This window comes from Enterobacter sp. BIDMC 29 (assembly GCF_019378755.1).
Taxonomy (GTDB): Bacteria; Pseudomonadota; Gammaproteobacteria; order Enterobacterales; family Enterobacteriaceae; genus Enterobacter; species Enterobacter ludwigii.
In genome coordinates, this window is sequence record NZ_CP080000.1 from 2,694,414 (window position 1) to 2,707,136 (window position 12,723).

General features: G+C 55.4%; 14 protein-coding genes. 3 read left to right on the forward strand and 11 right to left on the reverse strand.

The window, feature by feature from the left end:
- Positions 1-18: 18 nt before the first annotated feature.
- Positions 19-1,569, forward strand: a complete 1,551-nt coding sequence (gene mltF, locus JTA15_RS11955) for a membrane-bound lytic murein transglycosylase MltF (RefSeq protein ID WP_014171200.1) — start codon at positions 19-21, stop codon at positions 1,567-1,569.
- Here the strand turns inward: mltF and tadA are convergent.
- The 4 genes from tadA to murQ are packed head-to-tail and all read right to left on the reverse strand — an operon-like array spanning position 1,457 to position 4,926.
- Positions 1,457-1,996 (reverse strand): tRNA adenosine(34) deaminase TadA, encoded by a 540-nt coding sequence (gene tadA / locus JTA15_RS11960; protein WP_020883010.1) that lies wholly within the window; start codon positions 1,994-1,996, stop codon positions 1,457-1,459. The two genes, mltF and tadA, sit on opposite strands and share 113 nt — an antisense overlap.
- A 24-nt stretch (positions 1,997-2,020) precedes the next feature.
- Entirely contained in the window at positions 2,021-2,656 is a 636-nt protein-coding gene (yfhb, locus tag JTA15_RS11965; RefSeq protein ID WP_020883009.1) for a phosphatidylglycerophosphatase C, read from the reverse strand.
- Positions 2,657-2,659: 3 nt separating this feature from the next.
- Positions 2,660-4,021, reverse strand: coding sequence for a PTS transporter subunit EIIC (locus tag JTA15_RS11970; protein ID WP_047356625.1), 1,362 nt, complete (start codon positions 4,019-4,021; stop codon positions 2,660-2,662).
- 11 nt (positions 4,022-4,032) lie between these two features.
- Positions 4,033-4,926: an N-acetylmuramic acid 6-phosphate etherase gene (murQ, locus tag JTA15_RS11975; RefSeq protein WP_047356626.1), complete on the reverse strand. Its 894-nt coding sequence runs from the start codon at positions 4,924-4,926 to the stop codon at positions 4,033-4,035.
- Positions 4,927-5,044: 118 nt separating this feature from the next.
- On the opposite strand from murQ, the gene JTA15_RS11980 reads away from it, so the two are divergent.
- Both JTA15_RS11980 and JTA15_RS11985 read left to right on the forward strand, forming a co-directional pair.
- The gene (locus JTA15_RS11980; protein ID WP_219372335.1) at positions 5,045-5,893 is read left to right on the forward strand and encodes a MurR/RpiR family transcriptional regulator; all 849 of its coding nucleotides are present in this window, start codon (positions 5,045-5,047) and stop codon (positions 5,891-5,893) included.
- 56 nt (positions 5,894-5,949) lie between these two features.
- A complete protein-coding gene (locus JTA15_RS11985; RefSeq protein ID WP_020883006.1) occupies positions 5,950-6,210 on the forward strand; it encodes a YfhL family 4Fe-4S dicluster ferredoxin in 261 nt (86 codons plus the stop codon).
- On the opposite strand, the gene acpS is transcribed toward JTA15_RS11985, so the two are convergent.
- From acpS to lepA, 7 genes are all read right to left on the reverse strand, one after another.
- Complete coding sequence (gene acpS / locus JTA15_RS11990; RefSeq protein WP_014171209.1) at positions 6,207-6,587, reverse strand: holo-ACP synthase; 381 nt, start codon at positions 6,585-6,587, stop codon at positions 6,207-6,209. The two genes, JTA15_RS11985 and acpS, sit on opposite strands and share 4 nt — an antisense overlap.
- Positions 6,587-7,318 (reverse strand): pyridoxine 5'-phosphate synthase, encoded by a 732-nt coding sequence (pdxJ, locus tag JTA15_RS11995; RefSeq protein ID WP_014171210.1) that lies wholly within the window; start codon positions 7,316-7,318, stop codon positions 6,587-6,589. The genes acpS and pdxJ overlap by 1 nt, the downstream gene beginning before the upstream one ends.
- Positions 7,319-7,395: 77 nt before the next feature.
- Positions 7,396-8,103 (reverse strand): DNA repair protein RecO, encoded by a 708-nt coding sequence (gene recO, locus JTA15_RS12000; RefSeq protein ID WP_014171211.1) that lies wholly within the window; start codon positions 8,101-8,103, stop codon positions 7,396-7,398.
- Positions 8,104-8,114: 11 nt separating this feature from the next.
- Positions 8,115-9,020 carry a GTPase Era gene (gene era, locus JTA15_RS12005; RefSeq protein ID WP_014171212.1) on the reverse strand — a complete coding sequence of 302 codons (906 nt, stop codon included), beginning with the start codon at positions 9,018-9,020 and terminating at the stop codon, positions 8,115-8,117.
- On the reverse strand, positions 9,017-9,697 hold the full coding sequence (gene rnc / locus JTA15_RS12010; protein WP_003860711.1) for a ribonuclease III: 681 nt from the start codon (positions 9,695-9,697) through the stop codon (positions 9,017-9,019). The genes era and rnc overlap by 4 nt, the downstream gene beginning before the upstream one ends.
- 222 nt (positions 9,698-9,919) lie before the next feature.
- Positions 9,920-10,894, reverse strand: a complete 975-nt coding sequence (gene lepB, locus JTA15_RS12015; RefSeq protein ID WP_014171215.1) for a signal peptidase I — start codon at positions 10,892-10,894, stop codon at positions 9,920-9,922.
- Positions 10,895-10,909: 15 nt separating this feature from the next.
- Positions 10,910-12,709, reverse strand: a complete 1,800-nt coding sequence (lepA, locus tag JTA15_RS12020; RefSeq protein ID WP_014171216.1) for a translation elongation factor 4 — start codon at positions 12,707-12,709, stop codon at positions 10,910-10,912.
- Between the last annotated feature and the right edge of the window lie 14 nt (positions 12,710-12,723).

Sequence of the window (12,723 nt, forward strand, 5' to 3'; positions counted from 1 at the left end):
TCGCAGAGAATTAACTAATTGAAAAAATTAAAGATTAATTATCTGCTCATCGGCATTGTAACGTTGCTGCTGGCAGTGGCCCTCTGGCCTTCCATCCCCTGGTTCGGTAAAGCCGAAAACCGTATCGCCGCCATACAGGAGCGGGGGGAATTGCGCGTCAGTACCCTCAACTCGCCGCTGATTTACAGCGACATTAACGGCAAAACGATTGGCCTGGATTATGAACTGGCGCAGCAGTTTGCCGACTATCTTGGCGTGAAGCTCAAAATTACCGTCCGTCAGAATATCAGCCAGCTGTTTGATGACCTGGATAACAACGATGCCGATATCCTTGCGGCCGGGCTGGTGTACAACAGCGAGCGCAGCAAGAATTATCAGCCAGGCCCAACCTACTACTCCGTTTCGCAACAGCTGGTCTACCGGGTCGGGAGCCTGCGCCCGCGAACGCTGGCGGCGATTAATGCACAACAGTTGACCATCGCCCCGGGTCACGTCGTGATTGACGATCTGCGTGAGCTCAAGGAGAAGAAATTCCCGGACCTGAGCTGGACGGTTGATCCTAAGCTCGGCACGACAGAGCTGCTGGACCAGGTAAAAGATAAAAAACTGCCCTACACCATCGCTGATTCGGTCGCGATCAGCCTTTTCCAGCGCGTGCACCCCGAAATCGCGGTGGCGCTGGACGTGACAGACGAACAGCCGGTGACCTGGTTTAGCCAGCTTGATGACGATCAGACCCTCTCTGCGGCGATGCTCGATTTCTTCAACACCATCAATGAAGACGGTACGCTGGCGCGTCTGGAAGAGAAATACCTCGGCCACGGTGACGATTTTGATTACGTCGACACCCGAAGCTTCTTGCGCGCGGTCGATAGCGTGCTGCCAGACCTGCAGCCGTTATTTGAGAAGTATGCCCAGGAGATCGACTGGCGATTACTGGCAGCGATCTCTTATCAGGAATCCCACTGGGATACTCAGGCCACCTCGCCCACTGGCGTTCGCGGCTTAATGATGCTCACTAAAAATACCGCTCAGAGCCTTGGGCTGACCGACCGCACCGATGCAGAACAGAGCATCAGCGGCGGCGCACGGTATCTGCAGGACATGATGGGCAAAGTGCCGGAGACGGTGCCTGAAGAGGAACGGATCTGGTTTGCGCTGGCAGCCTACAACATGGGTTACGCGCACATGCTTGACGCGCGCGCGCTGACGGCGAAAACGAAAGGTAACCCGGACAGCTGGTCAGACGTAAAACAGCGCCTGCCGTTGCTGAGCCAGAAGCCGTGGTACAACAAGCTGACCTACGGTTACGCGCGCGGGCATGAAGCCTACGCCTACGTGGAAAATATCCGTAAATATCAGATTAGCCTGGTGGGTTATCTGCTGGAGAAGGAAAAAGAGGCGGCAGAAGCAAATCAGCTGGCCCAGAGTTATCCGGTGGTGGCACCGGACGAACTTACTCGCCCGACAACTTCAATTCTGCCTTTTGTTGCTTTTTCTGCTGACGGCGCATTCGAAAGAAATCACTTAATAGCCCCGCACACTCTGGTGCAAGTACCCCACCGATAGTCTGCACCTGGTGGTTCATTCCCGGGTGTCCCAGTACGTCCATCAGCGAACCGGCCGCTCCGGTTTTTTCATCCCGCGCGCCAAAGACCAGCGTGCCGATACGGCTATGCACCATCGCGCCGGAACACATAACGCACGGCTCAAGCGTGACATACAGTGTGGTATCAAGCAGACGATAGTTTTGCAGCACCATTCCGCCCTGACGAAGGGCCATGATTTCAGCGTGCGCAGTCGGATCGTGACGGCCAATCGGGCGGTTCCACCCTTCCCCTATCACCTGGTTATTGTGGACAAGCACAGCACCCACGGGCACTTCCCCCTCGTCCCAGGCGCGCTGGGCAAGCGTAAGCGCATGGCGCATCCAGTATTCATGATCGCGTTCAGGGTTGCACAACGGTTGATACTCCAGTCTAAAAGCGGGCGGCATTATACACACCCGCTATAGATAAGACTATTCGAGTTGCTGAAGTTCGCCTGCGGGCGTGACGCGCCAGCGATGCTGGCAAAAATAGAGCAGCGGGTTGTCCTGCTTGCTGTCGCTGTAGCCGCTGTAAAGACGCAGTGGCGTACCGATTCGCTTCTCCAGTTGCACCACCTTTTCATGCCCCAGGCAGCGCATGGTCAGTACCCATCCGCCGTACCCGCGGGTAATTTGCGTGGCGATAAGATTCACCCGCGGCAGCCACGGGGTATCATAATAGACCTGTTCCACCAGCGCTTGCGGGGATCCGGTAATCAACCAGATGTCGGCATCGTTCGCGTCGAGATAGCTGGTGAGCCTTGCCTGAACAACCGGAAACGCGGTCACATGCCCGCGAAACCAGTGCACAAAGTCCTGCTGAAGCTGTTTAAGCCGCGCTTCGCTGCGTCCAAAGGTACAGCCCCAGAGCAACAGGCTCATTGGCCAGCGCGCTGCCCGACCTTTTAGCAGCAGCGCAATGCCAATTACGGGTAAGAGAGGTAATACGAGCAGCGCATTCAAAGGCTGACGCCGCAGCAGGTAGCGCATAAACGTACCAAACATATCCTGCTGATGCAGCGTACCGTCCAGGTCGAAAAAAACAACGCGACGCTCGTGATTTGCCAAACCTTACTCCTCTGGATCGTTGAATCCTAACAGCCAGGTAAACAGGAACCCGGCGATCACCGCTACCAGATAGCCTAACAGATAGAGCATAACTTTTCCGGTCACGATGGTGAGCGCCAGCGGCAGCCCGGAGATCCCGAAGGTGATCACCGTTGCCACTTTCCAGTAGCTGATCAGCGCTCCGCCTACCGCCCCTCCCAGGCAGGCACCGAGGAACGGTTTCCCCAGCGGCAGCGTGACGCCGAAAATCAGCGGCTCGCCAATTCCGAGTAATCCGACCGGCAGCGCACCTTTGATCACTTTTTTCAGCCGCGCGTTGCGGGTTTTCATCAGTACGGCAATCGCCGCCCCGACCTGCCCCACGCCAGCCATCGACAGGATGGGCAGCAGCGCGTTGTAACCGTGCGCCTGTACCAGCTCGACGTGGATCGGCACCAGCCCCTGATGCAGACCGGTCAGTACCAGCGGCAAGAAGGTGCCTGACAGCACGGCACCCACTAACAGACCGCCGCGATCGATAGCCAGCGATGCGCCATGGGCGATGGCCTCAGAGATCCAGCCCCCCAGCGGTTGCAACGCCACAATAGCCACGCTGCCGGTGATTAACGTCGTTAACAGTGGATTGAGGATCAGCTCAATTGATCCAGGCAGGAGGGTGCGCAGTTTCTTCTCGATCCAGCACATCAGAATGACCACCAGCAGCACGGCAATCACCCCGCCGCGGCCAGGCTGGAGCGCCTCACCAAACAGGGTTATCTGCGCCAGTTGTGGGCTGGACAGAATACCTGCCATCACCCCGCCCATGGCCAGCGAGCCGCCAAAGACCTTCGCGGTGTTGACCCCCACCAGAATGTTCATGATGGCAAACACGGCGCTGCCGAAAATACCGAGAATGCCTAATAAATTAGGATACTGGGTCGCGAAGTCCCCTACGATATCCGGACGCTTAAGAATATTGATGATCCCGGTGATTAAGCCAGAGGCAATAAACGCCGGGATCAGCGGAATAAAGACGTTGGCCAGTTGTCGCAGCGCATCGCTCATGGGGGCTTTGTATCGGGCCTTTGCCTGCGCCTTCGTACGTTCGACGTCATTGATCGCCACGCTTTCGCCGCCGACCATCAGCGCACGCATGGCATCCACAACCTGCGCCGCCTTTCCCGGCCCGACAATCAGCTGGTGCTGTTGCCCCTGTTTAACGTAACCACTCACGCCGGAAAGCTGCTTCAGACGCGGCACATCAAGCTGCTCGTCGTTATGCACCTCGACGCGCACGCGCGTCATGCAATTTTCCAGACGCTGAATATTTTTTTCCCCACCGATCCCCTGCAGGATATCGCTGGCGAGCGCTGCTGTTTTGTCCATACACGCCTCTGTTAGTTTTCTAATGCCGCCCGTAAGAACCCGTTATGGGCATTGAGCCTTGCTCTGGCGGCCGCAGCGTCCAGTCCGCTCAGGATCATCAGAATGGCCGGTTTAACATCGTGATCGGTTTGTTTCAGTACCGCTTCCGCCTCTTCGCGGCTTGCTCCCGTCGCCTCCATAACCATACGGCAGGCTCTGTCCACCAGCTTGACGTTGGTCGCTTGCATATCCACCATCAGGTTCTGATAAACCTTGCCAAACTTCACCATCGCGCCAGTGGAGATCATGTTGAGCACCAGCTTTTGCGCGGTGCCGGATTTCAGGCGCGTAGAGCCGGTTAACGCTTCCGGGCCGACAACCGGAGAGATAGCGATAGCAGCGACCTGCGCAATCGGCGAGCCAGGATTACAGGAAATCGCCACCGTGGTGCAGCCCGTCTTGTTGGCATACTCCAGACCGCCGATAACGTACGGTGTACGCCCGGAAGCCGCCAGCCCAACAACCAGATCCTGAGCGGTCAGATTTATCCCCTTCAGGTCATCCTCGCCGAGCTGTTTGTTGTCTTCCGCTCCTTCCACGGCTTTCAGCAGCGCGCCAGGGCCGCCAGCAATCAACCCGACCACCAGACCGTGCGGCACACCAAACGTTGGCGGGCATTCAGAGGCATCCAGCACACCAAGACGCCCGCTGGTTCCGGCGCCCATGTAGATAATGCGACCACCGGCCTTCAGTGCTTCCGCCGCCGCATCGACGGCTTTCGCCACCTCCGGTAATGTCTCTTTCACTGCCTGCGCGACCAGCGTATCCTGTTGATTAAAACGGTTAACCAGCTCCAGGGTGCTGAGCGCATCCAGATCCATGGTTTGTGGGTTACGCGTTTCAGAAACAAGTGAGCCAAGATTCATCTTTTGTACCTCAAGAATTTTTAATTCATAATAATCTCACTATAATGGAATATAAAATTCATTCAGGCGAGCAAAATTCGTATTTGCGCAGACAATCACAATTTCGCCAGGAGAACCTATGAACTGTTTAATTCGCATTCGTCAGCGTTATGCAGGCTTTGCTCAAAGCGACAAAAAGCTGGCGGATTTTCTGCTCTCTCAGCCCGACCATGCCCGCCATCTCAGCTCGCAGCAGCTGGCGAGTGAGGCCGGAGTGAGTCAGTCGAGCGTGGTGAAATTTGCCCAGAAGATTGGCTTTAAAGGCTTCCCGGCTCTCAAGCTGGCAATTAGCGAAGCGCTGGTGAGTAACCCCAATCCGCAGTCGATGCCGGTGCATAATCAGATTCGTGGCGATGACCCGATGCGTCTGGTGGGAGAGAAGCTCATCAAAGAGAATGTCGCGGCCATGCATGCCACCCTTGATGTGAATACCGAAGAAAAATTACTGGAAAGCGTGGCGATGCTGCGTGCAGCGCGACGTATTATTTTGACCGGGATAGGCGCGTCCGGACTGGTGGCACGTAACTTTGGCTGGAAGCTGACAAAAATAGGTTACAACGCCATTGTCGAGCAGGATATGCACGCCCTGCTGGCGACCGTGCAGGCGATGGATGCTAACGATCTGCTGCTGGCGATCTCCTATTCCGGCGAACGCCGCGAGATCAATATGGCTACCGATGAAGCCTTACGCGTAGGCGGTAAGGTTCTGGCCATCACCGGGTTTACTCCCAACGCGCTGCAGCAGCGGGCTACGCGCTGTTTATATACTATCGCGGAAGAGCAGGCTACGCGCAGCGCGGCGATCTCCTCGACAAGTGCGCAAATGATGTTGACCGACCTGCTGTTTATGGCCCTGGTGCAACAGGATCTGGAGCACGCGCCAGAGCGTATCCGGCACAGTGAAGAGCTGGTAAAAAAACTGGTTTGAACAGGTAATGAGCGTATAATGCCCGCCCTGTTTGTGTTGTTTCTGAGAATTTCCTGATGGCGCTGTTAATCACCAAAAAATGCATCAATTGCGATATGTGCGAACCGGAATGCCCGAACCAGGCGATTTCGATGGGCGAGAGCATTTATGAGATTAACAGCGACCGCTGCACCGAATGCATCGGCCACTACGAAACGCCGACCTGTCAGAAAGTGTGCCCAATCCCCAATACCATCCTGAAGGATCCGGCACACGTCGAGAGCGAAGAGCAGCTTTGGGATAAGTTTGTCCTGCTGCATCACGCGGACAAACTTTAACTTTCGATAATCACCGTCGCGCAGGCGTAGTGGCGTTCATCGGCGAGCGTCACATGCATGTGATTTACGCCGAGTTTCTCTGCCAGCGTTTGCGCCTCACCCCATAAACGCAGGCGCGGTTTACCCAGCTCATCGTTAAACACTTCAAACTGATTAAACGCCAGACCGTTACGAATACCGGTGCCGAAGGCTTTGGCTGCCGCCTCTTTGACGGCAAAGCGCTTGGCCAGAAAACGTACCGGCTGCTGATGCGTCTCCCAGATGGCCCATTCGTTATCGCTCAACACGCGTCGTGCCAGGCGATCGCCGCTACGGGCGATCACCGCTTCAATGCGGGCTATTTCAACGATATCGGTGCCTAAGCCCAGAATAGCCATTACTGACGCGCTTCCAGCATCAGGCGTTTCATTTCTGAGACCGCCTCTTTCAGGCCACTCATTACCGCACGGCCAATAATAGCGTGGCCGATATTCAGCTCATGCATTTCTGGCAGGGCTGCAATGGCCTTGACGTTATGGTAGGTCAGGCCATGCCCGGCGTTAACTTTCAGCCCCAGGCTCGCGGCATAGGTGGCCGCATTGGCGATACGCTCCAGCTCTTTGGCCTGCGTAGTTTCGTCTTTCGCATCAGCGTAACAGCCGGTATGAATTTCAATATAGGGCGCACCCACTTCGGCAGCCGCTTTGATCTGTGCTACATCGGCGTCGATGAACAGAGAGACCAGGATACCTGCCTCAGCCAGACGCTTGCAGGCATCACGCATTTTGTCGCGTTGACCCGCCACGTCCAGGCCCCCTTCGGTGGTCACTTCCTGACGTTTTTCCGGTACCAGGCAGCAGAAATGCGGCTTCGTCTCGCAGGCAATCGTCAGCATCTCTTCCGTGACCGCCATCTCCAGGTTCATGCGGGTGTCCAGCGTCTGACGCAGAATGCGCACATCGCGGTCGGTAATATGACGGCGGTCTTCACGCAGGTGAACGGTAATGCCATCGGCGCCAGCCTGCTCAGCGATGAACGCCGCCTGAACCGGATCGGGATAAGCCGTGCCGCGTGCATTACGCAGCGTGGCGATGTGATCAATGTTGACGCCTAACAGTAATTCAGCCATGACAATCCTCGGTATTTTAGTTCGTGTCCCTGCCTCCCTCTCCCTCAGTGAGAGGGCTGGAGCGAGGGTCTGATACGTTAACGTTTCGGCATAAACTGCCTGAACAATTCGCGGCTCTTTAAGGGCTTGCCGCCAAGATACGGCTTGAGCGCAATCCGGGTAAAGCGTTTTGCTGCGCGAAGGGTATCCTGATCGGGAAACTCACGCGCATACAGCGCTCTAAGCTGTCGCCCGGTAAAGGTGCTGTTATCTATCACGACGCTGGCGATAAAGCCTTTTTCTTCACGGTAGCGATAGGTCATCGCATCCTCTACCTCGTCTCCGCTCCCTGCACAATGCAAAAAATCGACCCCGTAGCCCAGGTGTCCAAGCAGCGCCAGTTCAAAACGACGCAGGGCAGGTTCGGGCGTACCGGTAGCGCCGGCCAGCGCCTGGATACAGTGCAGGTAATCAAAGAAAAGTTCAGAGAAGCGAGTCTCATGCTCCAGAACACGTGAGATGAGTTCGTTGACATAGAGACCGCTGTACAGCGTGATACCCGAAAGGGGGAGCGCCAGAGAGACGGCTTCGGCACTGCGCAGGGTTTTGACTTCCCCACGCCCGCCGAAGCGTACCAGCAGCGGAGTGAAAGGCTGTAAGGCGCCCTTCAGGCCGGAGCGTTTGGAACGTGCGCCTTTAGCAACAAGGCGCACACGGCCCGACTCTTCCGTGAAAACGTCCAGCATAAGGCTGGTCTCGCTCCACGGACGGCTATGGAGGACAAAGGCACGCTGCCATCCATCCACGATGTTCAGTCTTAGACGTCGTCGCCGTAACCGAGGCTGCGCAATGCACGCTCATCATCGGCCCAGCCTGATTTCACCTTCACCCACAGTTCAAGGTGAACCGGGGCTTCAAACATGTCCTGCATGTCTCTGCGCGCTTCAATGCCGATGGTTTTGATCTTGGCACCTTTGTTGCCGATCACCATCTTCTTCTGCCCTTCACGCTCAACGAGGATCAGGCCGTTGATGTCATAGCCGCCGCGTTCGTTGGTCTGAAAACGTTCAATCTCAACCGTTACGGAGTACGGCAGTTCCGCGCCAAGGAAACGCATCAGTTTTTCACGGATGATCTCAGAGGCCATAAAGCGCTGAGAACGATCGGTGATGTAATCTTCCGGGAAGTGATGAATCGCTTCCGGCAGATGTTTGCGCACGATGCCTGCGATGGTATCGACGTTCAGACCGGTCTCGGCAGACAGCGGGACGATATCAAGGAAGTTCATCTGGCTTCCCAGCCACTGCAGGTGCGGCAGCAGATCGGCTTTTTCCTGCACGTTGTCCACTTTGTTGACCGCAAGGATCACCGGCGTTTTACCGTCGCGCAGTTTGTTGAGCACCATTTCGTCGTCAGGCGTCCAGCGGGTGCCTTCCACCACGAAAATCACCAGCTCTACGTCGCCAATAGAGCTGCTCGCCGCCTTGTTCATCAGGCGGTTGATGGCGCGCTTCTCTTCCATGTGCAGGCCCGGGGTATCAACGTAGATCGCCTGATAGGCGCCTTCCGTGTGGATACCGACGATGCGGTGACGCGTGGTCTGCGCCTTACGGGAAGTAATGGAAATTTTCTGCCCAAGCAGATTATTCAACAGGGTAGATTTGCCAACGTTCGGACGTCCGACGATGGCAATAAACCCGCAATACGTTTTTTCTTCGCTCATTCCAGCTCCAGCATTTTTAACGCCTGTTCGGCGGCAGCCTGTTCAGCCTTACGACGGCTAGAACCTGTGCCGACCACCGGTTCACTCAGGCCACTGACCTGGCAATGGATGGTAAATTCCTGATCGTGCGCTTCGCCCCGCACCTGTACCACCAGATAGGATGGCAGCGGGAGGTGGCGACCCTGCAAATATTCCTGCAGACGCGTTTTCGGATCTTTTTGTTTATCGCCCGGACTGATTTCGTCCAGACGGGTTTGATACCAGTTAAGGATCAGCTTTTCTACGGTCTGAATATCGCTGTCCAGGAACACACCACCAATTAATGCTTCGACCGTGTCGGCAAGAATAGATTCACGACGGAAGCCGCCGCTTTTCAGTTCACCCGGCCCAAGTCGCAGACATTCGCCCAGTTCAAATTCACGAGCGATTTCCGCCAGGGTATTACCCCGAACCAGCGTCGCGCGCATGCGGCTCATATCACCTTCGTCCACACGTGGGAAACGATGATAAAGCGCATTCGCGATCACGAAACTTAAAATAGAGTCACCCAGGAACTCGAGGCGCTCATTATGCTTGCTGCTGGCACTGCGGTGGGTTAATGCCTGTTGCAACAACTCCTGATGATGAAAAGTGTAGCCCAGCTTCCGTTGAAGCCGATTAATTACGATGGGGTTCATGCGATACCAGTAAATGAATGCGTCAAAAATGCAGCACACGAAACCGACCTGAGAAGACCAACGCGGTTTCGTGTGCCGTGGCACCCTTGCAGGGCCAACCTTAAACTTCGGGGGAATATTCTATACACAACGACAGGGGATGTCGTTAGTCCAAAGAGATTTATCGCTGAAATAATTCACGTAGCCGCTAATTAACGCGGCTACGCGTTCATTTAATGAGAATTAATGGATCCCGCCGATACGATTCAGGCGAACGCCGGTCGGCCATTCGCCTTCCTGCTTCTCAAAACTCATCCAGATAGCGGTCGCTTTACCTACCAGATTCGCTTCCGGCACAAAGCCCCAGTAACGGCTGTCCGCGGAATTATCGCGGTTATCACCCATCATGAAGTAGTGTCCCGGTGGTACGATCCAGCTGGCCAGCTGTTGGCCTGGCTGCCGGTAGTACATCCCCACTTGATCCTGCGCGATTGGCACGGTGAGGATACGGTGGGTCACATCACCCAGCGTCTCTTTACGTTCTACCAGGCGAATACCGTCCTCTTTGGTCTCGCCTTTGGGCACCTGGAAGAAACCGCTGGTCGCTTCACCGCCGTTACGGCGAGCAAAGGTCTGCACAAAATCACTTGGCTCAACGTTTGAGTAAGTGATTGGCAGCGCGTTTTCACACGCGGTACCGGAGCTGCAGCCAGGCTGAACGGTAACTTCTTTCGCCACCGGATCGTAGGTGACTTTGTCACCCGGCAGACCCACTGCACGCTTGATGTAATCCAGACGCGGATCTTCCGGGTATTTAAACACCACGATGTCGCCACGTTTTGGATGACCGGTTTCGATCAGCGTTTTCTGGTAGATCGGATCTTTAATCCCGTAGGCAAACTTCTCAACCAGAATAAAATCGCCAATCAGCAGTGTTGGCATCATTGAACCAGACGGGATCTGGAACGGCTCGTAAATAAACGAGCGGACAACCAGCACAATCGCCAGCACCGGAAATACCGATGCCCCGGTTTCCAGCCAGCCCGGTTTTGGGCCGACTTTCTTCAGGGTTTTCGCGTCCAGCCCATCGCCAGTGGCTGCCTGTGCGGCAGCCTGACGTTCATGGCGTTTTGGGGCGAAAATAAACTTATCCAGACACCACAACAAACCTGTCACCAGGGTAGCAATGACCAGAATCAGGGCAAACATGTTCGCCATGCCAACTCCTTAGGGTTATTTGCCGTCTTTGCCAACATGAAGGATGGCAAGGAATGCTTCCTGCGGCAGTTCGACGTTACCGACCTGCTTCATACGCTTCTTACCTTCTTTCTGTTTCTGCAGCAGCTTTTTCTTACGGCTGACGTCACCGCCGTAGCATTTAGCCAGAACGTTTTTACGCAGCTGTTTCACAGTAGAACGGGCAATAATGTGGTTACCGATGGCGGCCTGAATCGCGATATCAAACTGCTGACGCGGGATCAGCTCTTTCATCTTCTCAACCAGCTCACGGCCACGGTATGGCGCATTGTCGTTGTGAGTGATGAGTGCCAGCGCATCCACACGCTCGCCGTTGATCAGCACGTCCACACGCACCATATTAGACGCCTGGAAGCGTTTGAAGTTGTAATCCAGTGACGCATAGCCACGAGAGGTAGACTTCAGACGATCGAAGAAGTCGAGGACCACTTCCGCCATAGGGATTTCGTACGTCAGCGCAACCTGATTACCGTGGTAAACCATGTTGGTCTGTACGCCACGCTTCTCAATACACAGCGTAATAACGTTACCCAGGAACTCCTGCGGCAGCAGCATATGACACTCTGCAATGGGCTCGCGCAGTTCTTCGATATTGTTCAGCGGCGGCAGCTTGGACGGGCTATCGACGTAGACGATCTCTTTGTTGGTGGTCTGCACTTCGTACACAACGGTCGGTGCCGTGGTGATCAGATCCAGATCGTATTCACGCTCCAGACGCTCCTGGATGATCTCCATGTGCAGCAGACCAAGGAAGCCGCAGCGGAAGCCGAAGCCCAGCGCCGTGGAGCTTTCTGGTTCATAGAACAGGGAAGCATCGTTGAGGCTCAGCTTGCCGAGCGCATCACGGAAGTTTTCATAGTCGTCAGAGCTGACCGGGAACAGACCCGCGTAAACCTGCGGTTTAACCTTTTTAAAGCCTGGCAGCGCTTTGTCTGCCGGGTTACGTGCACCGGTCAGGGTATCGCCCACTGGCGCGCCGAGGATGTCTTTAATGGCGCAGACCAGCCAGCCTACTTCGCCACATTTCAGCTCGGTACGGTCAACCTGTTTTGGCGTGAAGATACCCAGACGGTCAGCGTTGTAAACCTGGCCAGTACTCATTACCTTGATTTTGTCGCCTTTACGCATGGTGCCGTTTTTAATACGCACCAGCGAGACAACGCCCAGGTAGTTATCAAACCAGGAGTCGATGATCAGCGCCTGCAGCGGGGCATCCGGGTCACCTTCTGGTGCCGGGATATCACGCACCAGGCGTTCCAGCACGTCGGTCACGCCCACGCCCGTTTTAGCGGAGCAGCGCACCGCATCGGTCGCGTCGATGCCGACAATATCTTCAATCTCTTCCGCTACGCGCTCAGGGTCGGCAGCTGGCAGGTCAATTTTGTTCAGAACCGGCACAACCTCGAGATCCATTTCCATCGCGGTGTAGCAGTTTGCCAGGGTCTGGGCTTCAACGCCCTGCCCGGCATCCACAACCAGCAGCGCGCCTTCACAGGCCGCCAGCGAGCGTGAAACTTCATAGGAGAAGTCAACGTGGCCTGGGGTGTCGATAAAGTTCAGCTGGTAGATTTCGCCATCAGCCGCTTTGTAATCAAGCGTAACGCTCTGCGCTTTGATGGTGATACCGCGTTCGCGTTCCAGGTCCATGGAGTCCAGAACCTGGGCTTCCATTTCACGATCAGACAGGCCACCGCAAATCTGGATAATACGGTCAGACAGCGTCGACTTACCGTGGTCAATGTGAGCAATGATCGAAAAGTTACGTATGTTCTTCATATAGTTAAATAATT